The following is a 26,291-nucleotide window of genomic DNA, read 5'->3' on the forward strand; positions in this document are numbered from 1 at the left end:
ACAGAGCGGTCTCGAACCTCGCTTTGAACCGACAGCCCACGTTTCAAAGTCGCCATTTTCCAAGAGAACCACTTGGAAAATCCCACGGCTGAGCCCAAATTTGACTCACTCACGGCTCCAGATCAGGTTGTCAGTAATTTGTGATAAATGCTGTTGGGCCAGCGAAGTTTGCATCAATGTGGTGGTTAAAAACTAGCTAAACCGGAGGAGGCCAGAGATGTAGGCGGCCGTGACAACGGTGTTAGCCGATTTTCGGCTTACAGCGTGGGACGTGTTTGGAGACCGATGATTTTCCGGGCTTCAAACCGAGCCGGAGGACCGCTCCTTAGGCCGCAGGCGGTCCCCACCGCAGCCGGAATCTCTGGCAGCCGCAGGTGAATGGTGACGACTAACTTAGTTGGCCGTGTACTGTCAAGTCTCTGATGTCTGAAAAACAGGCGTCAGCTCAAAATTAGTGAGACTGAAAGTTGATTTTTTTCGTTAGTAACTATAAAGGACCCATTTTAAGCGTTAACCGTCACAAAGTTCTTCAACGGTTGGGTGCCAAAGTGATTGGCCTCGTACAGCAGGATGTTGGCGCAAGCCAGGCTATCGTCGAGCGCATTATGGTGATGATGAAGGTCAATCCCCAGTTCGTCACAAACCGTATTGAGCTTGTGGTTCGGAAATTCTGGGAAGAACTTACGACTGGTCTTCACGGTGTCGAGCGTCAAGTAGCGTGCCGTTGGCAGATTGTAGTGTTCCAAGGTACTTCGGAGCACGCCATTGTCGAAGGGGGCGTTGTGCGCGATGACCAAGCGATCGCGTTGAAAGAAGGGCGCGACGTGTTCCCAGACCTCCGGAAAGGCGGGGGCGTTGGCGACATCGCGTTCGTGAATACCGTGAATCTGAACGTTGCGCCAGAAAAAGTCGGTGTCTGGCTTGATCAGTGAGTAGAATTCATCCACAACCTGACTGTTACGGACGATCGTTAAGGCGAGTGAACAGGCGCTGTAGCGTTTACCGCTAGCCGTTTCAAAGTCCATAGCGACGAAATTCAAGAGTGCATCATCCCTTCAAAAGTGGTTTTAGACCGTCAATCCGTCAACATCGAGTTCAACCGGGCAGTGGTCGGACCCCATGACTTGGTCTAGTATTTTAGCGTCTTTTAGGTGGCCTTGCAAGCGTTGGCTAGTGACGAAGTAGTCGATCCGCCACCCGGCATTATTATCACGGGCGTGGAATCGATAGCTCCACCAGGAGTAGCGTTCTGTGGCGCCGGGGTTGAAGTAACGGAACGTATCCGTGTAACCGGCAGCCAGTAATGCGGTGAACTTTTCACGTTCGTCATCCGTAAAGCCCGCATTCTTGTGGTTGGTCTTGGGGTTCTTCAGGTCAATTTCCGTGTGGGCCACATTGAGGTCGCCACAGAAAATGACGGGTTTCTGTGCATTCAGGCTCTGAATGAAGTCGAGAAAGGCTTTTTCCCAGCCCATCCGGAAATCCAGGCGTTTTAGGCCACTCCCAGAATTGGGGGTGTAGCAGGTCAACACGTAAAAGTCGGGATATTCTAGCGTAATGGTCCGGCCTTCATGGTCGAAATCCGGTGCATTGATCCCATAGATCACGTTTAACGGTTTGTGCTTGGTAAAGAGCGCCGTTCCGGAGTAGCCTTTGCGTTCGGCGTAGTTCCAATATTGGTAATAGCCGGGAAGGTCCAACGCAATCTGGCCCTCCTGCAACTTGGTCTCCTGAACACCAAAAAAGTCGGCGTCCAGTTCCTTAAAAGTATCGACAAATCCTTTTTTCACAATGGCTCGTAAGCCGTTTACATTCCACGAAATAAATTTCATTATCGCACCTCCAACTGCTACTTTCCAGTATACCAGAAGTCGTCGACAGGTCGTGTCGTTTCGACCGCGGAACTGAGAAAATGACCGGGTGGGTGATACCGGGCGATCATTCCCTCAGGTGTGCAAAAAATCGACAATTTCCAAAGAATCAATGCGCGCGGCGTGCGGTGGTAGGGGGTTCCATGGTAAAATAGCCTTATGACTGTGGTTTGATTAGATGACGTGCGCATCTACCGGGCTACAAACTTTTGAGAAACGAAGGGAAACTAATGATGATGGAAGAGATTACAGCAGCATTTCCAGCGATTGAAATTTTACAAAATGAACCCTTGGCACACTATACGCATACGTTGACGGGGGGACCGGCCGATTACCTGGCCTTTCCAACCAACGTCCAAGAGACCAAATCGCTGTTAGCCTATGCTAAACAGGAAAATTTACCTGTCACGGTCGTGGGTAATGCCAGCAACCTCATCGTTCGTGATGGCGGTATCCGTGGCCTGGTTATGATTCTGACTAAGATGAACAAGATTACGTCGGACGGGCAAACGGTCACGGCTGAGGCTGGTGCGGCCATGATCAAGACCACTCAGGTGGCCCAAGCCCATGCGTTAACGGGAATTGAATTTGCCGCTGGTATTCCTGGAAGTATCGGTGGGGCCGTCTTTATGAATGCTGGCGCCTATGGTGGCGAAATCAGTGAAGTGGTGACGTCGGCCGAGGTGTTGACACCAGAGGGTGAGATCCGGACCTTGAGCAATCAAGAACTCGACTTTGGCTACCGTCACAGCTCCGTTCAGGATTATCATGACATTATTTTAACGGCCACCTTTACGCTGAAACCTGGGGATGGCGTGGCCATTCAGGCGACAATGGACGATTTGAACGCCAAGCGCGCCGCCAAGCAACCCCTAGACTTGCCATCCTGTGGGAGTGTCTTCAAACGACCAACCGGCCACTATACGGGGCGGCTGATTCAGGCTGCCGGGCTCCAAGGCTTTCAATTAGGTGGCGCACAGGTTTCCACGAAGCATGCGGGCTTTATCGTGAATATTGACCACGCGACCGCAACCGATTACTTAAACTTGATTCACCATATCCAAGAGGTTATCTGGCAAGAAGATCAGGTGCATCTTGAGACCGAAGTGCGGATTATTGGTGAAGAACCGACTCAAAAATAAGAGAAGAAGGGGGAACCCTATGTGCCTATAGTTGAAGCCGTGATTCTGTTAATTGTCCTGGTCCTTTTTTCCAATATTATCAGTCACTACCTCACGTTTATCCCAGTCAGCCTGATCCAAATTGCCTTGGGACTGCTGGTGGCGTTGGTGTGGCAATTTGAGGTGCCGCTCGAAACAGATTGGTTCTTGCTTCTGTTCATTGCGCCCTTGCTGTATAACGATGGACGCCGCTTCCCCAAACGTGAGCTTTGGCGGTTGCGGGGGCCGATCTTCGGGAATGCCATTTGGCTGGTCTTCCTGACGACGCTACTGGGTGGTTTTCTAATCTATGAATTGATTCCCAAGATGCCATTGACCGTGGCCTTCGCCTTGGCGGCCATCCTGTCACCGACCGACCCGGTGGCGGTGCAGTCGATTTCTAAACAAGTTAAACTGCCAGCCAGCCTGATGCACTTGGTCAGCGGTGAAAGTCTGATCAACGATGCCAGTGGTCTGATTGCATTTAAATATGCCATTGCGGCAACCGTTACCGGGGCCTTCTCGGTGGGGACGGCCGTGGGTGACTTTATCTATATCAGTATCGTGGGTTTCCTATCCGGGTTGATCTTCATGACAGCCATTCAGCTGTTGATGGATATCTTACGGCGCCAGGGAATTGACGATGTGATCTTTAACACGGTTCTCCAGATTGCAACGCCCTTTGTGATCTATCTGGTGACCGAAGAGATTACGCATGCGTCGGGGGTTATTGCGGTCGTTACGGCCGGGGTGCTCTTCCACGCGCGGGAGAACCGAATTGTGGAGGATTCACCGGAATTAAAGCTGGTGACCGAAAAAGTTTGGGATATTATTATCTATTCATTAAACGGGATTGTGTTTGTGATCCTCGGTATCGAGCTTCCCGTGGCCACCTCACAGGTGATTAAGGGCGGCCAATTCAACACGGGACAGGCCCTGTTCTTTGCCTTCATGGCGTGGGTCGTGTTGGTGGTCATTCGAACGCTATGGACGTACGGGTACATTCTGTTCCAGCGGTTGACCCGTAACCACAGTGATGAGCGGCCTGGCTTCAGAACAGTGGTCCTGTCCGGACTATCTGGGGTCCGGGGCGCCGTGACCATGGCCGGGGTGCTCTCTGTACCCACGGTGATTGCCAGTGGTGCTGATTTTCCGGCACGGGCACTGATGCTATTTGTGGCTTCCGGAGTGATTATCATTAGTCTGGTGGCTGCGACCATCATGCTACCGTTGATCTCAACGGATAAGCAACCGCTGCAGACGCGGGCCAGTGCCAGTGACGATATTGCCAATGATATCAACCTGGATGACGATGATACGGAAGAATTTCCTGAAGAACCCGTTCGACAGATCAGTGAGGAAGAAGCCCGGGCGTACATTATGCGGCTGGCGATTTCTAAGATTGAGGAGCTACGGCGTCCCAATAATCAGCGGGCGGCGTATGACCTGATTCTCGATTATCAATTCATCATTCGGCGGCTGGAAATGAGTTACCGTGCTGATACGGTCATGCAGAAGGTGCTGGACGATGAAATCAAGCTACGACAGGTCACCATTGATGGTGAACGCGCGACTCTAAAAGAGCTGCGACAAGGTGAAAAGATCACCCAGACCAGCTATGTCGGGGCGCTGCGTCGAATTGAAAACCTGGAAGGCCGGTTGACGCAGGTCTCTGGGCACACGATGCCGGGAGTTATTAACTACTGGCGGCGGTTCTTTAAGCACCTGTGGCGGGATGCGGCCTACTGGTTGCACTCTGAGGATACCGATCGGCTACATGCTGAGAATAATCTGATCGAGCGGGAGACGGCTAAAGCCGCCATCAAGGCACTGTCAGAGTATCTGTCGCGAACGGATATTGATGAGACGCAGTTTGATAACCAAGCCGTCTATCATCTGATCGTACAGTATCGGAATCGGATCGAACGCGCTAAGGCAGCCACCACCCCACACCGTAACGATGATTACCAACATCAGATCAATAAATTGCGGGTTCGGGCACTGGGGGCCGAGCGAACCGGGATTCAGACCCTGTTGGAAGCCGGGAATATCACCTGGACCAAGGCGACCCATCTTCGGCAGTACGTGAACTACGCGGAAAACGTGTTGGTGATGTCGTTGACTGACGAAGAGGGCGAATAAGTCCTGACGGTTAGTGCACCAACGTAATCTGTAAAACAAAATGGTAAATGATAAGGCTGCGTTCGATCTCTGCATATGCATGATCGAACGCAGCTTTTTGTGTGAGAGACCGCCTGAGGCTGGGCGTGGTGGTCAGGACGTAAAAAAGGACGCTAACCCCCAAAAGGTTGGCGTCTGGGATGTTTAATCGGATAATTCATTTTGCTGACTGTTGTGCATAATCAGGTAAAGAATCCAGTAACAGAAAAGCTGGATAAACGTCAGCAGGCCCACAAAGATCCACATGTTACTGGTCCACATGTCCATAATTGGCCGGACAAACTGTTCCGGGTTAATGAAGAGATAGATGGTGTGGATGCGCAGGAACCGGCCAATGTAAAGCCCCACGGAAGTCAAGAAGGTCAACAGTAAGACGATGATGAACCGGGCAACGTGATTGCCCCTCGCCACACGTTCGCTGATAACCTGGCTCACGTAGTTCAGGCTCCAGAAGCCTAACAAGGTGCAGCTCATGGCGCTGATAATCATGTAGGTGAAGTAGATCCACAGGTGAGGTGTGACCCGCAGGAGGCCGCTCAACGCGTAAGGCTGCAGGAGCGATAGATGGAATAGGTCGGTCAGTAGGTAGGGTGCGTTCGGGTAGAATAACAACCACAAGAGGAGCAGCGGCCAGAACAGCCACGCACTCTTAGGCTGGGCCCGTCCCAGGTGAAAGCTTAGCTCGATCGGGATGTAACCCAAAAAGGTGTTCAACACCAAGAAGGAAAATGGATCTTTGGCGCGGAAATACAGGAAAATCAGCCAAGCCACAAAGAATATTCTAATTTCCCACCGGGCCCGCCGATTCATTAGCCTTCACCGTTCCTTTCATCAAATATCTACCTTCATTCTACAGCCTTTGCGCTGAAAACGAACAGAATATGACTTCTAGTTTACCAGAATATTTTTGATAAAATACTGATTTACCTGGAGCTTAACGTTTCTGTAAATTTTGTGAGCAGTAACCGTGGTTTTAACGCCATTCTGAGGATTCGGGGCGAAATGTCAGCGACCCCGTGCTATAATGAAATTTGAATTCAATTTGGAGGGAAAGTCATGAACCTGGATTGGGGCAATCTCCTTACAATAGGGAATCTTGTCAACCTACTCGACATTTTAGTCGTCTGGTTTGTCATTTATGAATTGATCGTGATGTTACGGGGAACCAAGGCCATTCAGCTCTTCCGGGGCGTCATTTTGATTTTACTGGTGAAATTCGTCAGTGCTTATCTGGGACTCAACACGGTGTCGTGGTTGGTCGACCAGGTGATTAACTGGGGGGTTATCGCCATCATTATCATCTTCCAGCCCGAGATTCGACGGGGGTTGGAACACTTAGGCCGGGGCTCTTTGTTTGTGCGAATCCGTCATGAAAATGAGGCGGCCAATCACATGATCGAAGGCCTGGATAAGGCCATTCAGTACATGTCTAAACGACGGATTGGGGCGTTAATGACCATCCAGCGGGACACCGGGCTGGAAGACTACATTGAGACCGGTATTGATTTGGATGCGGAGTTGACGGGGGAACTGTTGATTAACATCTTTATCCCCAACACACCGTTGCATGATGGTGCGGTGATCATTCGGGATAACCGTATCGCTGTGGCCGCGGCGTATCTCCCATTGTCGGAGAGTAACCTGATTCCCAAGGAATTGGGCACGCGGCACCGGGCGGCCGTGGGAATTTCTGAAGTGACGGACGCCCTAACCATCGTGATTTCTGAGGAAACCGGTGAAGTTTCAATTACCAAGAACAACGAGTTGTTGCGCGGTTTAACACAGGCGGATTACTTGAAGTTCTTGCGTGATGAATTAGTGAATGAAGAAGCGGCCAATAATGGCAACGTATTAGTGAAGGCGTTGGATTGGTTTGATCGACGCTTTAGAGGGGGGCGGCGCTAATGAAAAATGCGCGTTATACAACGTGGCTATACCGTATCCTAGCCCTTATTTTAGCCATCCTACTGTTCTTCTACGTGAATAGTACCAAGTCGTCAACCAGCACGCAGTCAACGAGCTCGACCAATAACACTTCGCTAACTGCAACGAAGACCATGAAGGTGTCAGTCCCTTTACAACTCAACGTCAACAGCAATAAGTACTTCGTGACGGGGTACCCACAGAAAGTCAAAGTGACTTTGCGCGGGCCGCTGGCGTTGGTCACAACAACGGCCAATACCCAAAATTTCAAAGTTTACGCGGCTTTGAGCGATCTGGGCGTTGGCAAGCATCGGGTGACGCTTCACCAAGAGGGCCTGAATCATGAAATTGAATCCAGCATCTCACCGGCGAAGATTACGGTTGATATTGAACCACGTAAGACGGTTTCATATCCCGTGAAGGTCCGCTACAATAATCAAAATATTGCGGCAGGGTATTCGGCAGGCAAGGCAACGTCCGATGTGACGAGTGTTAAGGCCACTGGTGCTGCCAATGAGATTTCACGGATCAAGCAGGTCATTGCACAACTCACGGTGCCACAAAACACCAAGAAGACGGTCAATAGTCAGGCGGTGATTGAGGCATTGGACAGCAGTGGTAATACGGTCAATGTGATTCTGACACCGTCGACCACCACGGCTAACCTGCCGATCACCTCGGATGGTGAAAGCAAAAAGGTCGGACTTGACCTGAACGCGAAGAATGGCTCGTCCGGAACGACGTATAAACTAACCAGTAACGTGACCAAAGTTACTGCGTATGGGAGTGCCTCGCAATTAAAGGATCTTGATAACGTGGCAGTCGATGTCGATGTCAGTGACGTGAAGAACAATACGACCAAGACGGTCACACTCGACACGAGTGATAACAATGTAACGGCCTTTGACCCATCCACCATTAAGGTGACGATCAAAGCGACCACCAATTAACGACAAAAAACTGTTTGAGAAATGAGGAAGATTACGATGAAGTATTTTGGAACTGATGGCGTCCGGGGCGTTGCTAACCAAGAATTAACCCCAGAGTTGGCTTTTAAGGTTGGCCGGTTTGGCGGCTATGTTTTGACCCAACACGCGGATAGCGAAAACAAGCATCCCCAAGTATTGGTTGCCCGGGACACACGGATTTCCGGTCAATTGTTGGAAAATGCTTTGGTCGCAGGACTCTTATCCGTCGGCATCGAAGTTCTTCGGTTAGGTGTCATTTCTACGCCGGCCGTGGCCTACTTGGTGCGGACGCAGGGTGCTGCCGCAGGGGTCATGATTACGGCCTCTCACAATCCCGTAGAATACAACGGGATCAAGTACTTTGGGAATGATGGTTACAAGCTTTCCGACGAGATGGAAGAAGAGATCGAAGGCCTCTTGGATGCGCCAACGGATGATTTGCCACGGCCAGCTACGGATGGCCTGGGTACCGTTGAGGATTATTCTGAAGGTAGCCAAAAATACATTCAGTTCCTTGAACAAACCATCGCTGATGATCTCGAAGGCTTACACATTGCCGTGGATTCTGCCAACGGGGCAACCAGCAGCTTAGTTTCTCGCTTATACGCGGACTTGAATTTGGACTTTGATACGATTGCCACCACGCCTAACGGATTGAACATTAACGCGGAGGTGGGGTCAACGCATCCCGAACAATTGCAAAAATTTGTGGTTGAGAAGGGGGCTCAGATTGGGCTGGCCTTTGATGGTGACGGTGACCGGTGTATCGCTGTGGATGAGACGGGTCAGATCGTCGATGGCGATAAGATCATGTATATCTGCGGAAAGTATATGGCTGAACACGGGCGTCTCAAGAAGGACACCATTGTGACTACGGTCATGAGTAACCTGGGGATGTACAAGGCCATGGCCGCCCACGATTTGAAGTCGGTTAAGACGAAGGTTGGTGACCGGTACGTGGTTGAAGAAATGCGTAAATCCGGGTACAACCTGGGTGGTGAACAGTCCGGTCACGTGGTCTTCTTGGACTTCAATACGACTGGTGACGGCTTATTGACGAGTCTCCAGTTGCTGCATATCCTGAAGGTCACCGGCAAGAAACTCTCTGAACTGGCCGCTGACGTGACGACTTACCCACAAAAGCTGGTTAACATCAAGGTGGCTGACAAGCAGGCCGCCCAGGAAAATCCTAAGGTTCAGGCCATGATTGCTACCGTTGAAAAAGAAATGGCTGGCGACGGTCGTGTTCTGGTTCGGCCTTCCGGGACGGAACCCCTCTTACGGGTGATGGCGGAAGCTCCGACAGCAGACGCGGTTGCGGCTTACGTTGAACGGATTGCGGAAGTGGTTCGTGCCGAAGTTGGGGTCAAATAGCCGCTGATCTTTCAGTGACTAGGTGTCATATTGAAATGGAAAATAAGATGAAAGAGGGCACTCTGCCACGTAGGCAGGGTGCTTTTTTTCATGAAAAGCCATTATAAATATTATGATAGACCAGTTCAATATTTTTTAATTGACAACCCCCGCTAAACGCTGTAAAGTAAAGTCATTCAGAAATGTTTTTCAAAATGTTTCAGTCTATACCAATTTTAAAGAAAACAGATACATTTCTCAATTAAATCAACCGACCCTCCTTGGACTTGCTGGGACTGGCGTCGAGAAAAGGAAGACAACTTATGTGTGGAATTGTTGGTGTTACTGGTAATGACAATGCCGTTAAAATTTTACTAAATGGGCTAGAAAAGCTCGAATACCGGGGCTATGATTCAGCCGGTATCTACGTCAATGATCAAAAGGGGAAGGATTACTTGGTGAAGACCAAGGGCCGGATCTCTGAATTACGTTCTAAGGTGACCCCCGATGTTCACGGGTCAACCGGGATTGGTCATACGCGTTGGGCAACCCATGGGGTCGTTAGCGTGGACAATGCGCATCCTCATTTCTCCAATGACGACCGCTTCTACCTGGTCCACAACGGTGTGATTGACAACTTCCAAGAACTCAAGGCCAAGTACCTGAGCGATGTGCCCTTCAAGAGCCAAACGGATACCGAAGTTGTCGTTCAATTGATTGATAAGTTTGCCGTTGAAGACAATTTGGATGCAAAGGCAGCCTTCCTGAAGACGTTGAGCTTGCTTAAGGGCTCTTCCTACGCCTTCCTGATGATGGACCGTGAACAACCAGACACGTTATTCGTGGCTAAGAACAAGAGTCCACTCTTGATTGGTGTTGGCGATGGCTTTAACGTGGTCTGCTCCGATGCTTTAGCTATGTTGAAGGAAACCCATGACTTCTTGGAATTGATGGATGGTGAAGTGGTTACCATCACACCTGACAAGGTGGCCATTCAAGACGCCGAGGGGAACCCCGTAGAACGTAAGCCATTCCACGTGGACATGAATGCTGACGCTGCTGATAAGGGAACCTATCCCTTCTACATGTTGAAGGAAGTCGACGAACAACCTAACGTGATGCGTAAGTTGGCCCAAACTTACCTGTCAGAACACGGTGTTCCTCAGATCGACCAGAAGCTACTGGATGCGATGCAAGCAGCTGATCGGTTGTACATTGTGGGTGCCGGAACCAGTTACCATGCCGGCTTAGTTGGGAAGCGGCTGTTTGAAAAATTAGCCCACATCCCAACGGAAGTGCATGTTTCTTCCGAATTTGCCTACGAACAACCGATGTTGTCAGAGAAGCCATTCTTTATCTTCCTGACGCAATCTGGTGAAACGGCGGACAGTCGTGAGGTCTTGGTCAACGTGAACGACGCGGGCTACCCAAGCTTAACGATTACCAACGTTCAGAACTCCACGTTGTCACGTGAAGCCACTTACACGTTGTTACTCCACGCGGGTCCAGAAATTGCCGTTGCCTCCACTAAGGCTTACACGGCGCAAATCGCGTTGGAAGCCATCTTGGCTAAGGCACTCGGTGAAGCGACTGGCCAAATCGTGGCGCAGGACTTCAATATTCGCCAACAATTAGGCTTGGTTGCAACCGGGATGCAGGCCATTGTTGATGAAAAGGACAAGTTGGAGAAGATGGCCAACGACTACCTGATGCAATCTAACCGGGCCTTCTACATTGGTCGGGGAATTGACCACGCGGTTTCTCTAGAAGCCGCCCTGAAGTTAAAGGAAATCTCCTACGTTCAAGCTGAAGGCTTTGCTTCCGGTGAACTGAAGCACGGGACGATTGCCTTGATTGAAAAGGATACGCCGGTTATTGGCTTCATCACGCAGGCTAAGACGGCTGGCCTGACTCGGAGTAACCTGCAGGAAACAATGGCTCGGGGCGCGAAGACCTTGACGATTGTCCGGGAAAGCCTGGCGATTGAAGGCGACGACCTGATCTTGCCTGACGTTGACGAGATGTTGATGCCACTCTTGAGTGTCGTACCTGCCCAATTATTGGCTTACTACACCAGCCTGAACAAGGGCCTGGATGTCGACAAGCCACGTAACCTGGCTAAGAGTGTCACGGTTGAATAGCCGCAATTAAATAATGACTTTACTAAGGAAGCTGCTCGCATTTGGAGTGGCTTCTTTTTTAGCTGAAAAGTCTTTTCCTTGCGTATCGCAAGCTTTCGTTGTATAGTACATTCATGAAAACTTTGAAAAAGTGAGGTGAATGTTGATGAAGTATACGAAACGAGTCGATACTCATAAAAACCAAAAGCAACGGGACGCAACGTTTGATAAATTTAAGAAGCAACAGAATGCGTTAAGCGCCAACCGGCGGGGGATTCGTCGGAAATAGGGTGGTCACTGTTCAGGACAGTGGGCATCCTTTTTTGTTGGCTGAGTGGACGAATTTGAGGTTCAATTATCTAAGGTCAAAGCGGTTAAGGGAACACTTAAATGTTACAAAGGGCGGGATTCTTTCAAAAAAATCGAAAAAAGTGAGCTGTTTACTTGAAAAATTGGTATAGAGCATTTATAATTGGGCTATACCATTAAGAGAGGGAGACTGAATGAAATGAAGCAATTAACGAATATGAACGTCCAAATCGTCAGTGACAAGCAGGCCGGGGGTCAGGCCGGATTTAAGATTTTCCAACAAGCCATCAACCAGGGGGCCAAGGTATTAGGCTTAGCTACTGGGAGTACGCCCGTCACGATTTATGAACAACTCGTTGCGAGTGATTTGGACTTCAGCCAGTTAACGTCCGTCAATCTTGACGAATACGTGGGGTTGAATGCGGATCATCCGCAAAGCTACCATTACTTCATGCAACATCATTTATTTAACCAAAAGCCGTTTGCTAAGTCTTACGTGCCAGATGGATCGAATCTGGACGCCGCAGCGGCAACGAGCCAATACGATCAAATTATCGCGGACAACCCGATTGACTTACAACTCTTAGGCTTGGGTCAGAATGGTCACATTGGGTTTAATGAACCTGGTACTGATCCGGAATCAACGACCCACAAGGTTACCTTGACAGAATCAACGATTGCCGCCAATGCACGGTTCTTCGATGATGCAAATGAGGTTCCACGTTATGCTTACTCTATGGGAATTGGGTCCATCTTAAAGGCAAAAGAAATTCTCATTGTCGCATACGGTGAAGCTAAGGCAGCGGCGGTTGCGGCCATGATTCAGGGCCCCGTTACGCCAGATGTACCGGCTAGTTATTTGCAGACGCATCCCAACGTTCACGTCATCTTGGACGAAGCGGCTGCTAGTCAATTGGACTAATCAACTTTAGCAATCCCGACAATTCTTACTAATTTTTCTTTAAGCACTTCGCCAAATTATGGTATTCTTAACTTGGAAGCGATTTTAAGGGGGAAATTGGTAAGATGAAGCGAACGAAGAAGTGGCTCCTGGCGACACTCGTGGTGGGTGTAAGCCTAGGTAGCATTGGGGGCGTTGGTCATGCGGCGACCACGGATCCCCAAGGGTTTATCACCCAATTGAAGAGTCCGGTAGTGTCTGTAGCTAACCAATACAAACTCTACCCATCCGTCATGATGGCTCAGGCGGCGTTAGAGAGTGGCTGGGGAACCAGTGCGCTAACGACGCAGGCCAATAACTACTTTGGCATCAAGGGTAGTTACAATGGGCAATCAGTGGCGATGAAGACGGCCGAGTACAATTCAGATGGCCAGCTCTACTACACCACGGCTAACTTCCGGAAATATCCGAATGCTAAGGCTTCAATGACAGATAATGCCCAGTTATTACGAAATGGGACAGCCTACAACCCTACCATTTACAGTGGAGCTTGGCGTGAGAATGCGGCGACCTACAGCGCAGCGGCTAATTCGCTGACGGGGGTCTATGCAACCTCACCAACCTACGGCACGAGCCTGATTTCGGTGATTAAGCAGTACAGTCTCGACACTTTGTTGGATGGCAGCGGTTCAGGCAGTTCAGCTGATTCGGGCGCCAGTACCACCAAGCCAACGGTAACGTATGCCAAGGCGAAGTACTATGGGGCCAGTGGCAATCAGACGGCTCGACTGAGCAGCAAACATACCAGTTACGCGTTGTACAACCACGTTAAAAATACGCGGGCCAATATTACGAAGACGTCCTGGGGAAAGCTGAGCGATTACACGGGGCAACAGGTTTATTTGGATATGCGGGCGGTTAAGACCGATCCCAAGTCCGGTAAGAAGACCACGTGGTATCGTATCCGTTTCTCCAGTAAGAGCACGGCTAAGAAGTATTGGTTGTACACGGACGGCTTGACGCTACCAACGGTGAAGTACACGAGTGGCACGGCGACGGTTAAAGTGAACAGTGGGATGACGGGAAGTTATTACAATCACGTCTTCAATTCGCCTTATTTGGCAAAGTCCATGGGCTCACTCAAAAAGTTGACGGCTAAGACGTATGCGGCCGATAACCAAGCGGTCAAGACCCAAGACGGCTACAAGACGACTTGGTACCGCATCAAGATTGGCACCAAGAAGTATTGGATTGCCTCAACGGAAGCCGCAGCGAGCCCACAGTATGACTATGTGGTCTACACGGCAGCCAGTGGCACTAAGAAATTAGCCAAGAATTTCAGTAAATATCACGTTTATAATCACGTTAAAAAGACGCACTTCGATCAAAAAACGTTGAAGTGGCCCAGCGGTAGTAAAAAAGGCACCAAGGTGACCGTCAGTTTGAAGGGCACCAAGACGGCTTATAAGACGACTTGGTATCGGATTCAATTTAACGGTAATAAGACCAAATACTGGGTCGATGCGCGAGCATTACAGTAGCAATAGGAAGAAGCTGCGGGTGACTGCGGCTTTTTTTAGTGGCTTGGCGCCGGTTGTCCTGATGAGGGGACTAAAGAAATCTCTAAGGCTAACGAGAAATTACCCACAGATACGCTTTTTTTGGTATAATACACAAGACTGAGCTCATGGATGACGAGTGAGCCTTACTAGGAAACGTTAATAACTGAGTTAGGAAGTTTAATTCATGGATAATTCATATAAAATTAAGGTCCAAAATGTGACGAAGGAATATGACCTCTACAAGAGTCAATCCGAAAAATTACGGTCATTCTTCTCTCTGAGTAACACAAAAGTGCCGCATTTCTGGTCACTGATGGGAATCTCACTGGAGGTTAAGTCCGGTGAAACGTTGGGATTGATCGGGGTCAACGGTTCGGGTAAATCCACGTTGTCCAACATCATTTCCGGCATTATTCCCCAAACGACAGGAATTGTGGATGTGCGTGGCGACACGTCAATCATTGCGATTGGTGCTGGTTTGCGGGGCAATCTGACCGGATTGGAAAACATTCGGTTAAAGGCATTGATGCAAGGATTGACCAATCCTGAAATTGATGCGTTGATGGATGATATCGTGGGATTCGCGGATATTGGGGATTTCTTATACCAACCCGTTAAGAGTTACTCTTCAGGGATGAAGTCACGGCTAGGGTTCTCCATTGCCGTTCACGTTAATCCAGACATCTTGATCATTGATGAAGCTTTGTCTGTTGGGGATGATACCTTCTACCAGAAGTGTGTGGACAAGATTGCGGAATTTAAGGACGAAGGCAAGACCATCGTCTTTGTCAGTCACTCTTTGAAGCAGATTGAAATTCTGTGTGACCGGGTCGCGTGGATTCACTATGGCACGTTGAAGGAACTGGGTGCCACGGCGGATGTTGTTAAGCATTACCGTGAATTCACCAAGTGGTTCAAGGGCCAGACGAAGAAGGAAAAGAAGCATTTCCAACGTCAAATGAAGGAAAACCAAAAGGCCTTCGACATCGATGCCTACCAAAAGCAGGTGACTGAAGAACGCCAAGCGGCAGAACCAAATGCCACCAATATGGCAGCACAGGTTAAGAAGGACTTCTACGGGTCCGTGATCAGTGAGAAGATGGGCTGGGGCACGCGTCTCTTGACGTTAGCCGTGGGGATCATCTTTGTTCTGACCTGTTTAACCAACGTTTCTGGTCACTCGGTGGGGGATGTTATCCAACATCCAAGTAACCTGATTCACCCTGAGACGGTACTCCACGATACGAGTGAGACGCAGAGCGTTAAATAAAAATTAGAAAACTATGATAAAATGGATAGATTTTTATCATTTTGCGTGGTATCTTTAACTTACCATTTATTTACCCCTTTATTTAATTTCCCAATGAATTGAATAGAGGTTTATCTCTCATTTGGTGAAGACTAAATGGCGAACACTACCGGAGACGGTGGTGTTTTTTTTGTAAGAGCGTGAAGCAAGGCGCTTAGATTCTGAGCATTAGGGAAATAAGAGGCTTCTGTTCGGCTATGCCGGGCAGGAGTCTCTTATTTGTCTAAGCGGAAGAATCTGCCTTGCGGAACGCGTTTCGCAAGCCGCCAGTTTCCGAAGTGTCATGGCGAGAGAAAAACTCATGAACTGAGCCAGTCTAACCATTAACGATCGCGAGCCGGTGCTTAATGGGGTTAAGCGCAGGGATCTGGCTAGCGGAACGCGTTTCGGAGGCCGCCAGTTTCCGAAGTGTCATGGCGAGTGAGGGACTCATGAACTGAGCCAATCTACCAACCGCATCCGTGAGTTCACCCCAACAGTGCGAATTTGGGCTACTTTTATCTGAATTACCCCCTGTTTAATTTGGAAAAAGTTGTTATCATTCTAATTGTAACCGGTTACATAATGATGATAGGAATTAATGAGAGGTGGGATCAAATGGCTATTGCACAGATTAACGTTGCCGTTGTGGGGTGCGGTGTGATTAGCGATATTTACCTACAGTCATTGCAGGATAAGTTTACGATCACGCATGTGGTGGCTTGCAACGACCGTAATCCGGAGAAGATGCGGGCTAAAGCGGCGAAATACCACATCAAGGCCATGAGTTACGACGCCATACTAGCGGATCCGGATATTCAGTTGATCGTGAACCTGACGACGCCTAAGGCTCATTACAGCATCATTAAGCAGGCATTGATGCACGGTAAGCACGTCTTTTCCGAGAAAATGATGGCCGTGGAACTCGCCGAAGGACAAGAGTTATGCGCTTTAGCTAAGGCTAAGAACTTGCGCCTCGGCGTTGCCCCCGACACCTTCCTCGGCGGGGGGATTCAAACGGCCCGGTACATCGTGGACCATGCCCTCATTGGCGACCCCTTATCGGTGGTGGTTTCGCTCAATCGGAACTTTCGCGTCTATGCGGATATTTTCCCCCACATGAATCAACGGGGTGGGACGCTGCCATTTGACACGGGCTGTTATTATCTGACGGCGTTGGCCAGCATTTTGGGACCAGCTAAGCAGGTCAGTGCCTTTGGTCGCCGCTATCAACCCGAGCGCGTGGGGCAGCGTACGGACAAGCCGTGGTTTGGCGAGAAGTCAACGGTGGCCGATGACAACATCTTAACGGCGACGATGGCTTATCAGAATGGCGTGTTGGCAACGGTGCACTTCAATTCGGAGAATATTCTAAACGAAGACCCCCAGATGACCCTATTTGGCTCGGCCGGCATCCTCAAGATGGGCGACCCGAACAACTTTGATTCACCGAACTACCTGACGAAACAGTTGAATGATCCCGTTAAGTTTCCCTTTACTCACGGCTTCTTAGAAAATTCGCGGGGACTGGGCGTGGCAGATATGGCCTGGGCTATTCAACAGCAGCGGCCACATCGCGCTAGCATGGAAATGGCGTATCACGTTTTCGAGCTGATTCACGGCATGTATCAAAGCGCCGAGACGGGGAGCATTTATCAGCTGCAGTCAACGTTTGATCGGCCTACGCCCTTGCCTACGGGATACTTGGATAATGGCTTTTGGGGTCCCACTGAGGAAAGCGCCTTAGCCTTTTAGAAAGGAAGTTATTAGAATGGACATTAATCGGATTGCGCACGCTTCATTTAAGGTAACAGATATGGCGGCAGCCGTGGACTTCTACTGCAACGGCCTGGGTTTCACCGATAAATTTGAGTTGCCGGACGATCAGGGGCGACCGTGGATCAAGTATTTGGAGATCCAACCGGGACAGTTTCTGGAGCTTTTTTACGATAACGATAATCTTCCCAAGGCCACTCACGGGTATGATCTCTGTGGTTACCTGCATCTCAGTCTGGAAGTTCCCAATATTCAGGCGACTAAGCGAGAATTACAGGCCAAAGGGCTTCCGGTCAATAGTGAAATCAAGTTCGGCCCGGACAAGTCCTACCAGCTTTGGTCAGCCGATCCCGATGGCAATCAAATTGAGTTTATGCAGTACACGCCGGATTCGTTCCAACTCGTGGGGCGTCACTCATGAAGATGCCCGTGATGGCCGAAGTCCAGGCGGACGAAGCGGCCTTACAATTTTCGCAGTTTAGTAATACCACAGCGCTTCAACTGGGGGCACAACTCGTGGCTCGTGCGCAAGCTCAGAACGCGGCAGTGACCATTGATATTACCCGTAACCGGCAGCAGCTCTTTCATGCGGCCATGCCGGGCACTGCCATTGATAATGACAAATGGTTACAGCGGAAGATTAACACGGTCTACGAGTATGGGACCAGTAGCCTACGGAAGCAGTTGGAAATGACCGCACGCGGACAGACCCTAGAAGAGGCCGCGGCATTGGATGGTCATGACTATGCCGCGGCGGGTGGTGGCTTCCCGGTCGTGCTCAGGGGAACCGGGCTGATTGGGAGTATCGCCGTCTCGGGGCTTGCTTCGGGGGAGGATCATCAGTTGATTGTCGAGACGCTCCGTGAGTTCTTAAAGTAGGAGGCCGGATTGCCTGATGAAACGACTACCTTTGATTAACACGCAATTTACGCTCTTTGGTGGTCATATGGAGACTGTTCAGCCGGGCTGGCATTGGAAACCGGAGGCTCATTTAGCCTTTGAATTGATGTATATCATGGCGGGGACGCAACGGACGACCTCTGAGATTGGCGAACTGGTGACGCGCGTCGGGGAATTCATCATTATTCCGGCGGGGATTCGACACAATAATTTTGTGGTGGGCGCCCAGCCGCTAACCTACTTTGCCATTCACTTTAACCTGGATGACCCGTCCTTCAAGTACATGTTGACTCGCGGTTATGCCAATCAAATCATTCGTGCGGATTGGCCCGTGTATGCGGATTTGAAGCGGTGTACGGCGCGGCTGATTACGCTATTTTCAACTAAGTATGGGTTGACGGATAAACTCAATATTGAGATGAATACGATTAATCTGATTATGATTCTGCTGGACGCTGTGAAGACACAAGGTCAGTTTAGCTTTGATGAGACTAATCCGGACCAATTCCTGCTGTGTACCAAAATGGCCCAAGATTTGAAACAACAGGTGGATCATCAGGTTTACTATGGGGATCATCCCAACCACATTTCTATTGCTGCCGTAGTGAGTCGTTACAATATTAGTCAGAGTTATGCGTTGGACTTATTTAAAAAGTACTATGGACAATCGCCGCAACGGTATCTCATGACGCTGAAGCTCGAAGTTGCCCAAAAGTTATTACGCCAGCCCAAGATGCAGGTCAAACAAGTGGCTGAACGTTTGGCCTACGCCGATACAAGTCACTTTGGCCGAGAATTTAAGAAACAATTTGGTCTAACGCCCAGAGCGTTCATCAGGAATGAGCGCTCAATTCATGAAAAAACGCTCTGAACGAAAACGATTACACAAAGTTAAAAATAATTGTTAAATAATTTTTAGCTGTGCCTAGTCGGCCGAAAACGTTGCTACAGCAGCCTTTAAGTGATTAGGGGACATCGTTATGAGGCCAAATAATCATCAAAACTAACAATTATTTTGTAAAAAGCGTTGACAGCGCTTACAAAGAACGGTATATTATAACTCGTAAGGTATTAATAATTACCTTCTAATCAATTCTCTTTCTCTCTTATGCCGACCACTACCATTCCCTGGTAGTGGTTTTGTTTTTGTCTAAAACCTTGTATAATTGAGAGCGGTACGGCGCACGGTAACTGGGATCGGTTTCTGCCGAGCTAGGCAGTCAGCGCAACCAGTCCGTGTGGCCACATGAGTGGATTGAAAGTGAAAGGTGAGAATTGATGAAAAGTCATGAAACGTTTACCCTAATTGAAGAAATTACCCGGTTAGATGGTAGCAAGTACATGGAAATCAGTGATATGGTTCAAAACGGACGGGCCGAACTGGCCGTGGAGCGTGGGCTGATTAAGCAGGTGCGGATTTTGCAGTTAAACATTGCCCACACCCCGCACGTTCAAGCCTATGAAGACTATGTGAATGAACACTATGACATGCCGACTGAAGACTTTAAGACCTTTCAGGAATGGGAAAAGCCGGCGGATATGCAGGCTGAAGTTACGGCCATTTTGCACGAAAATCATATTGGCTAAAAATAAAGAGTTTGATCGGAAAGTTAAGTGACCGGTTAAACTTTTTTTGTTAGTTTCAGTTTCATTTATTGACTGATAAATGAAAACAGTAGTTTCCCTTGTCGTCAGTTAGCGCACGTGATGATGGTGGGGGATAAGCGTAGTGGGGACGGCCTTGAGGGAACTTTAGGAAGAAAAATAAGAAATTAGTCGCTGTCAATTTAGCTGGAAATCTGCCAGTCATTAATCGCCCGATAAGCCTATTGTGGCGGCGTTTATGGAGTCTTAATGGTGGAGCTGAACCTTGAATCATGCTACTATGTAATCGGATTCATAAAAAGAAAAGTTTACATATTTTGGGAGGGACTTATTGTGAAAAAGTCTTTGACGGTGTTTAGTGCTTTATTGATGTTGACCAGTGTTGGTGCGGCACTTCCAGCGGTCCAGCTGGGGACGACGCCCACGGCTCAGGCGGCTTCATTGAATGCGGCGAAGTTAGCGAATGGAAAGTACAGCGTTAAGTATGCCATCACTAAGAGTGGCACAACGACGCCTTCTGAGGCCGCACGTTACTTGACAGGTAAGGCGGCGGTAACCGTTAAGAACAAGAAGGCCACGGTGACCTTAACCGTAACCAAGGCCGGCAACCCATTTATTCAAGCTATGACCTTGAATGGACAAAAGGCGACCGTGACGAAGAAGGCCTCTGGCAACACTTACACCTTCAGCAACGTTAACCTGAAGGCCAGTCACACGTTAGGCTTTAGCCTGGCTGTGCCGATGAACGGGAAGACCGTGACCATGAATGAAGCCGCCACGCTTAAGTTTAAGACCAGTACCTTAGTGGCGACAACGAAGGTTAAGCTGAGCACCAAGGGCGTTAAGGCTAAGGCCAAGAAGGTTGTCGGGACAACCACCAAGGGTGCCAAGGTGACGGTTAAGCATGGGACCACGACGTTAGGTAAGACGACGGCCAAGAAGACGGCGTACACCGTTAAGCTGAAAAAGGCAGTCAAGAAGAGCTGGAAGCTCAAAGTTACAGCGACTAAAGCGGGCTACAAGACCGTGACGAAGACGATCACCGTTGCGAAATAAGCCGTGACTGTTTAAGATCACCGTCATTGTGACGGTGATCTTTTGTTTATCGATCGATTAGCCAATACTTTAATCGTTTGGGGCGATAAGTTTGTTGTGTCTGAAGGGGTTTGGTAAAATGAAAGCGAGTACATAAATCGTGAAAACAGGCGGTTTGAATAATTGAATGGGGTGAGTGTGCCATGCAAAAATGGCGAAGGTTTTTACATATAATTGGGATAATGGCGGTAAGCTTTTTGACCGTCTTGGTTCTGCAAGGTGGCGTGCAGTGTGCGGATGCTGCCACCACGACGTTAGACGATGGGATTTATGTGGTGCCGGCCAAGATCATCAAGGCGGATAGTTCGGCCACGTCCTCGGCAAATCAATTTTTTGGCGATCATGCGGCTGTACGTGTTAAGGACAATCACGCCACAGTGCTTTTGACTAGTAACGGGGCCCAGTATATCAAGGGGATGACGGTGGACGGTCAAAAGGCCACGTTGGTCAAAACCGTCAATGGTCAGGCAATTTATCAGGTTGGGTTAACGGCCTTAACCAGTCCGGTACCCGCGACCTTTAATTTGACGACACCGATGGGAAAGATGCAGGAATCGGCGCGCTTAGTTTTGACGTGGGCGAAGGCCGAACGGGACAGTGACAGCACCGCCACGGCTGATTTGATCAGTCAGGCCACGGCATTAACGGCTAAGGCCAGTTCTAGCCAGACGGTTGTGCCCAAGGCCACGACTGACACTGCGGCTAAGACGAAGACGGCCACACCTACGGCTAAAACCAGCAAGACGACGCCAACGACACAGTATTGGAAGTATCAGGTCTTGAAGGCCACGGCGATGACGCCCTCTGATGCCAATCAATACTATACGCATACGGCTAAGGTGACCCCCACTAGTCAGGGTTACCGGGTGACGTTGACCGTGAGCTATGCCAAATCACTGAAATTAGGTGCGAAGGCCGTGGTTCCCAAGACGATGGATGGTGTGGCGGTTCCAAGCAGCCGGGTGACGTATGGTCAGACCGCGAAGGCTTACACCATGACCTACTGGTTCCCAATCAAGAGCACCAGTAGTTTAACGGCCAAGCTAATTCCGGGTCAGATTCACGTCACGGTTCCGGCGATGAACATTAGCGAGACCTTCCCGGTACGTTTCCGGTTTGCGGCGAGTGGTTCTGCGGATAAGGCAACAGCTGCAGCAGTCGCCGCCTTACCTAAGACGACGAATAAACAAGCAACGCGCACCAGTGCTCCCGCGCGGTCGACAACGGGCAGTACCCTTGCTGCCAAACGGACGTTACCGGCAACACATGAAGCGCCCAATACCCTGTTAGGTTGGGGACTGTTAGGCCTGATGGGGGCCGGCGGTATCTTATGGGGGGCGAAACGATATGACCAACATAAAGCGAATTAAAGGGGGGCTGGCCCTGTTTGTGGGGGTGTTAGCACTTCTGTTACCCGTGGTGGGTCATGCGCAGTCCATCGACTATTCCGCGCTAAAATATGGGACTAACCAGACCTCTATGGCCAGTGGCTACTTTGTCCATCCGGCGACCGTGACCGTCAAAAATCAGGCTTACGTGGTCACGATGGATTTGAAAACGGCTAAAAAGTTAACGAGTTGGCCGGTTCGGGTGCTTTCGGTGGATGGTCACGCACCGGAGAATGTCCGCAAGGTTAAGGACAGTGCGGGCAATTCACACGTTTACTACAGCTTCACAACGACGAATCTGAAACGTACGATTAATGCGAAACTCGCCATCAATGTGCCGGATGTCTATAAGGCGAAGCACAAGATTAGTTTTCGGTTCAAGACGGGCGACCTGCCAGCTCTGGGCAAGACCGCCACGCCAACGACGACTGCACGTCGAACCACCCGTGCGGCAACGGAACCAGCAACTGCCAGTTCCAAGGCGTCATCATCAGCATCACAGTCTAGTCGTGTGAACAAACGGGCTCGGTCAAAGTCATCATCAGCGGTGGCCAGCACCAGCAGTCAGTCAGCTCCTGCCAGCCAGTCGACGGCTAAGGCGGACAGTGCCGCACAGTCAGCGAGTGACTCCGATCAAGTGCCCCAGCAAAAGACCCATTGGGGCGCACTGACTGGTGGTGTTGTCGCCATCCTGATCCTCGTGGGTGGTGGCAGTTGGTGGTACTTCGGGAGACATTAGGAGGTCTGGCAGATGCAAAATCCAAGGAAAATTGGGCTATGGTCGCTCACCGTTCTGTTGATCGTGGGCATTATTGGCGGTGGCTTTGCTTGGCAACAGCACCAGCAGAAGCGTCGTCAGCCAAGGATTGTGGCCACAACGTATGCCGTGGTTCAGATTGCCGATAAACTCAATCTGACGCTGGTGGGCGTTCCGACGACGGCCAACACGCTTCCGCAGCGCTATCAGCATGTTGCCAAGGTGGGCAATCCAATGAATCCCAGTGTGGAAAAGATTACGGCACTGAAGCCGACCGCTGTGTATTCGGTCACGACTTTACGTGATCAATTTGGGAAGGCGTTTAAGGCGCAACACGTGACACCGCACTTCTTGGATCTGACGAGTGTGGCCCATCTGGAACAAACGCTGACGCAACTAGGCAATCGGTACCACCGGCAGTCGGCGGCCGCTAAACAGGTGCGTCACATTCAGACAGCGAAAAAGGTGGCCCGTGACCGTGCGCAGCATCAGACCGCGCCTCGGGTACTGGTCATCATGGGCCTACCGGGTGCCAACTATATGGTTGCGACCAATCGTGCCTACGTGGGGGATCTGGTGCGTTTAGCCGGGGGCACCAATGTCTTTACCAGTAAGACCCAGGAGTACATGCAGCCCAATGATGAAGCGATTCAAAAGGCCAATCCCCAGGTCATTCTCCGATTGGAACACGCCATGCCCAAGATGGTGACGAGCCAGTTTAATCAGGAGTTTAAGGACAATGCCATGTGGGCCACCACGGACGCCGTGAAGCACCACCGAGTCTATGACCTGCAGGAGCCCATCTTTGACGCGACGGCGAACATGCGGGTCACCACGGCGCTGGATCAGGTCAGTCACTGGTTGTATCCCAAGAAGGGGGCCGCGGCATGACCAAACGCGTGGGCTGGTGGTACGCTGGCATTCTATTGTTGTTAGTGGGCACGATGGTCGTCGCGCTCATGGTTGGCACCACTTGGATTGGCCCTCAGCGGCTGTTTCAAATTCTGAGCCAGCCGGCAAGCCGCGACTACGTGACCATCTTCAATCTGCGGCTGCCGCGGATTATCAGTAGTCTCATTTGTGGCGGGTGCTTAGCGGTGGCGGGGGCCTTATTTCAAGCCGTTTTTCGAAACCCCATTGCCGATCCCAGCATCCTCGGGATCAGTTCGGCGGCTGACTTTTTCAAACTCGGTGGGGCAGTGCTGCTGCCCTGGTTGCCGGGCCATAACTGGTTACTGGCCTTAGTTGGGGGCATCGTGGCCCTGGCGATTCTGACCAGTGGCACAGCCCTGCGCGATCCGTACCGGCTCATTATCGTGGGGGTGGCCCTCGATGCGACGTTCGTCGGGCTGTCGCGGTTGGTGAGCAGTGGACAGGCGACGCAGGTCATGGCGAGCACGTTTAACGCCGTCACCTGGTCGGACACGTTAGGCCTATTGATTTTGGGGCTGACGGGGCTGCTAGTCGCGTTGTTGCTGTCTCCCTGGGCCAATTACCTTAAGCTGGCCGATACGGCCTTACAGACGATTGGTGTGCCCGTCAGAACGATACGGTGGGCGCTGCTTTTGCTGGGGATGTATCTGGCGGTCAGCGTGACAGCAACTGTCGGGGCGATTCCCTTTGTCGGGATTGTGATTCCCAATCTGGCGCGCCGACTGGTCGGCCACGACTACCAAACGTTGTTGCCATTTTCAATGCTAGCGGGGGCTTGGCTGATGCTGGCGGCGGATACGCTAGGTCGGACGGTGATAGTTCCCAGCGAGATTTCGGCAGCGACCATGATGGCCGTGATTGGGGGACCATTCGTGATTATTCTTTTGCAACGGGGGCGAGGCTTTCATGGACTTACAGCACATTAGCTACCGGTATCCGGGACAGACAACGGGGCTAGTTGACCTCTCAGGAACCTTTCCGACCGGCAAAATTACCACGATCATTGGTCCCAATGGTGCCGGGAAATCCACCTTACTCAAGCTACTGTCACGACAACTGGTTGCTGATCGGGGAACGATGACGTTAGCGCAACGACCACTGGCGGATTTTACGGCCAAGCAGGTCGCTCAGCGAATCGCGGTGGTGAGCCAACAACACGAGGTTTACGATGATCTGACGGTCGCTGAAACGGTCAAGATGGGGCGATTGCCGTATCATGGGCTGTTTGCGACCGTGCCGGACACGGAGATCAGCCCCTACTTGGCGCAAACGCAACTGACGGCGCTGGCGGGAGAACACTTGCAGAACCTGTCGGGTGGTCAGCAACAGCGGGTGTGGTTGGCCATGGCGTTGGCCCAAGCGCCCCAAGTTCTATTGCTGGATGAACCGACCACGTACCTAGATGTCCATTACCAGCAAACGCTGATGGCGCAACTGCGGCAGTTAGCAACGGGCGGCATGACGGTCATTCAGGTACTACATGACATCAATCAGGCCTTTACGGTGAGCGACTGGTTGTGGTTGCTGCAGGCGGGAAAGCTGGTAGCGACCGGTACACCGGCACAGCTTCGTCGGGCGGATCTGTTGGCCCAAACCTTTGAAACACCGATCGAGATCGTGGATGTGCCGCGATTGGGACCGTATATCGTGCAGGTGCCAGTGATGGATTGAGCGGGGCAGCTGCAAAATGTCCCGTTACTAATACTAACGAAAAGAATAGACATTTAGTCTCATCATTTTTAATGATTTTACGAAAGAAAGTTTTAAAGTACCAGGTATATCTATTCTGGGAATAATAGTCGGCCTAAAACTAGGCAACCTAGTGGTCCCTTCGCCTTACCGGTCGGCAGATATGGGACTGGAACGGTGCGAACACAACTTGAAGCCTCGAAAATCACGAGTCTACAAGCTTGGTTTTCTACTAAGCCAGTAAGGAGTTCACTTACTGACTAAGTAGAACGACGCGCCTGAGCCCATATCTGCCGACCTCACGGCTTACACAGTGTTCTGAGTTGACTGTGATCATGACTGTAACAGTCGTGATTAGTTGACCCCCGAAATGTCAGGTAGTCGTAACTTACAACTATCGTCATGATAAAACGCAATCAGAGCCGGAGGAGGCCAGGGATGGCCCCAGCCGTGAAGGTGGTGTTAACTGGCGTTTTTTCAGCCAGTTTACAGCACGGGCGACTTTGGAGACA

General features: G+C 50.4%; 24 protein-coding genes. 21 read left to right on the forward strand and 3 right to left on the reverse strand.

Annotated features, from left to right (window positions below):
• Positions 1-503: 503 nt before the first annotated feature.
• Together FD28_RS04780 and FD28_RS04785 are read right to left on the reverse strand one after the other, a co-directional pair.
• On the reverse strand, positions 504-1,040 hold the full coding sequence (locus FD28_RS04780) for a 3'-5' exonuclease (protein ID WP_057733132.1): 537 nt from the start codon (positions 1,038-1,040) through the stop codon (positions 504-506).
• 27 nt (positions 1,041-1,067) lie between these two features.
• Entirely contained in the window at positions 1,068-1,832 is a 765-nt protein-coding gene (locus tag FD28_RS04785) for an exodeoxyribonuclease III (protein ID WP_057733134.1), read from the reverse strand.
• A 269-nt stretch (positions 1,833-2,101) separates the two neighbouring features.
• Here FD28_RS04785 and murB point away from each other — a divergent pair, with 269 nt between their 5' ends.
• Together murB and FD28_RS04795 are read left to right on the forward strand one after the other, a co-directional pair.
• Complete coding sequence (gene murB / locus FD28_RS04790) at positions 2,102-3,013, forward strand: UDP-N-acetylmuramate dehydrogenase (RefSeq protein WP_057733136.1); 912 nt, start codon at positions 2,102-2,104, stop codon at positions 3,011-3,013.
• Between the two features lie 21 nt (positions 3,014-3,034).
• Positions 3,035-5,173, forward strand: a complete 2,139-nt coding sequence (locus tag FD28_RS04795; protein ID WP_057733137.1) for a cation:proton antiporter — start codon at positions 3,035-3,037, stop codon at positions 5,171-5,173.
• Between the two features lie 183 nt (positions 5,174-5,356).
• On the opposite strand, the gene FD28_RS04800 is transcribed toward FD28_RS04795, so the two are convergent.
• Entirely contained in the window at positions 5,357-6,022 is a 666-nt protein-coding gene (locus tag FD28_RS04800; protein WP_057733140.1) for a DUF1361 domain-containing protein, read from the reverse strand.
• Positions 6,023-6,268: 246 nt separating this feature from the next.
• On the opposite strand from FD28_RS04800, the gene cdaA reads away from it, so the two are divergent.
• From cdaA to FD28_RS04890, 19 genes are all read left to right on the forward strand, one after another.
• Positions 6,269-7,117 carry a diadenylate cyclase CdaA gene (cdaA, locus tag FD28_RS04805; RefSeq protein ID WP_057733142.1) on the forward strand — a complete coding sequence of 283 codons (849 nt, stop codon included), beginning with the start codon at positions 6,269-6,271 and terminating at the stop codon, positions 7,115-7,117.
• The gene (locus FD28_RS04810) at positions 7,117-8,085 is read left to right on the forward strand and encodes a CdaR family protein (protein ID WP_057733145.1); all 969 of its coding nucleotides are present in this window, start codon (positions 7,117-7,119) and stop codon (positions 8,083-8,085) included. The genes cdaA and FD28_RS04810 overlap by 1 nt, the downstream gene beginning before the upstream one ends.
• A 36-nt stretch (positions 8,086-8,121) precedes the next feature.
• A complete protein-coding gene (gene glmM, locus FD28_RS04815; protein ID WP_057733146.1) occupies positions 8,122-9,477 on the forward strand; it encodes a phosphoglucosamine mutase in 1,356 nt (451 codons plus the stop codon).
• A 302-nt stretch (positions 9,478-9,779) separates the two neighbouring features.
• Positions 9,780-11,597, forward strand: coding sequence for a glutamine--fructose-6-phosphate transaminase (isomerizing) (glmS, locus tag FD28_RS04820; RefSeq protein WP_057733148.1), 1,818 nt, complete (start codon positions 9,780-9,782; stop codon positions 11,595-11,597).
• Positions 11,598-11,742: 145 nt separating this feature from the next.
• Complete coding sequence (locus FD28_RS13510; RefSeq protein WP_157059839.1) at positions 11,743-11,865, forward strand: hypothetical protein; 123 nt, start codon at positions 11,743-11,745, stop codon at positions 11,863-11,865.
• A gap of 237 nt (positions 11,866-12,102) precedes the next feature.
• Positions 12,103-12,807: a glucosamine-6-phosphate deaminase gene (locus FD28_RS04825; RefSeq protein WP_057733458.1), complete on the forward strand. Its 705-nt coding sequence runs from the start codon at positions 12,103-12,105 to the stop codon at positions 12,805-12,807.
• A gap of 104 nt (positions 12,808-12,911) precedes the next feature.
• On the forward strand, positions 12,912-14,327 hold the full coding sequence (locus tag FD28_RS04830) for a glycoside hydrolase family 73 protein (protein WP_057733151.1): 1,416 nt from the start codon (positions 12,912-12,914) through the stop codon (positions 14,325-14,327).
• A 205-nt stretch (positions 14,328-14,532) separates the two neighbouring features.
• Positions 14,533-15,618 (forward strand): ABC transporter ATP-binding protein, encoded by a 1,086-nt coding sequence (locus FD28_RS04835; protein WP_057733152.1) that lies wholly within the window; start codon positions 14,533-14,535, stop codon positions 15,616-15,618.
• Between the two features lie 636 nt (positions 15,619-16,254).
• The gene (locus FD28_RS04840) at positions 16,255-17,391 is read left to right on the forward strand and encodes a Gfo/Idh/MocA family protein (protein WP_057733154.1); all 1,137 of its coding nucleotides are present in this window, start codon (positions 16,255-16,257) and stop codon (positions 17,389-17,391) included.
• A 16-nt stretch (positions 17,392-17,407) separates the two neighbouring features.
• On the forward strand, positions 17,408-17,833 hold the full coding sequence (locus FD28_RS04845) for a VOC family protein (protein ID WP_057733156.1): 426 nt from the start codon (positions 17,408-17,410) through the stop codon (positions 17,831-17,833).
• Positions 17,830-18,291: a heme-degrading domain-containing protein gene (locus FD28_RS04850; RefSeq protein WP_057733158.1), complete on the forward strand. Its 462-nt coding sequence runs from the start codon at positions 17,830-17,832 to the stop codon at positions 18,289-18,291. The genes FD28_RS04845 and FD28_RS04850 overlap by 4 nt, the downstream gene beginning before the upstream one ends.
• A gap of 16 nt (positions 18,292-18,307) precedes the next feature.
• Positions 18,308-19,183 carry an AraC family transcriptional regulator gene (locus FD28_RS04855; protein ID WP_057733159.1) on the forward strand — a complete coding sequence of 292 codons (876 nt, stop codon included), beginning with the start codon at positions 18,308-18,310 and terminating at the stop codon, positions 19,181-19,183.
• A gap of 407 nt (positions 19,184-19,590) precedes the next feature.
• Positions 19,591-19,899 (forward strand): hypothetical protein, encoded by a 309-nt coding sequence (locus FD28_RS04860; RefSeq protein ID WP_057733162.1) that lies wholly within the window; start codon positions 19,591-19,593, stop codon positions 19,897-19,899.
• A gap of 351 nt (positions 19,900-20,250) precedes the next feature.
• On the forward strand, positions 20,251-20,973 hold the full coding sequence (locus tag FD28_RS04865; protein WP_057733164.1) for an NEAT domain-containing protein: 723 nt from the start codon (positions 20,251-20,253) through the stop codon (positions 20,971-20,973).
• A 221-nt stretch (positions 20,974-21,194) separates the two neighbouring features.
• Positions 21,195-22,382: an NEAT domain-containing protein gene (locus FD28_RS04870; protein WP_157059840.1), complete on the forward strand. Its 1,188-nt coding sequence runs from the start codon at positions 21,195-21,197 to the stop codon at positions 22,380-22,382.
• Positions 22,360-23,139 (forward strand): NEAT domain-containing protein, encoded by a 780-nt coding sequence (locus tag FD28_RS04875; RefSeq protein ID WP_057733166.1) that lies wholly within the window; start codon positions 22,360-22,362, stop codon positions 23,137-23,139. Before FD28_RS04870 ends, FD28_RS04875 begins: the two co-directional genes overlap by 23 nt.
• Before the next feature lie 12 nt (positions 23,140-23,151).
• Entirely contained in the window at positions 23,152-24,048 is an 897-nt protein-coding gene (gene isdE / locus FD28_RS04880; protein WP_057733168.1) for a heme ABC transporter substrate-binding protein IsdE, read from the forward strand.
• On the forward strand, positions 24,045-25,016 hold the full coding sequence (locus FD28_RS04885; protein ID WP_057733170.1) for an iron ABC transporter permease: 972 nt from the start codon (positions 24,045-24,047) through the stop codon (positions 25,014-25,016). Before isdE ends, FD28_RS04885 begins: the two co-directional genes overlap by 4 nt.
• Positions 24,997-25,761: an ABC transporter ATP-binding protein gene (locus tag FD28_RS04890; RefSeq protein ID WP_057733172.1), complete on the forward strand. Its 765-nt coding sequence runs from the start codon at positions 24,997-24,999 to the stop codon at positions 25,759-25,761. Before FD28_RS04885 ends, FD28_RS04890 begins: the two co-directional genes overlap by 20 nt.
• Positions 25,762-26,291 lie beyond the last annotated feature (530 nt).

The organism is Levilactobacillus hammesii DSM 16381 (assembly GCF_001434395.1).
Lineage (GTDB): Bacteria > Bacillota > Bacilli > Lactobacillales > Lactobacillaceae > Levilactobacillus > Levilactobacillus hammesii.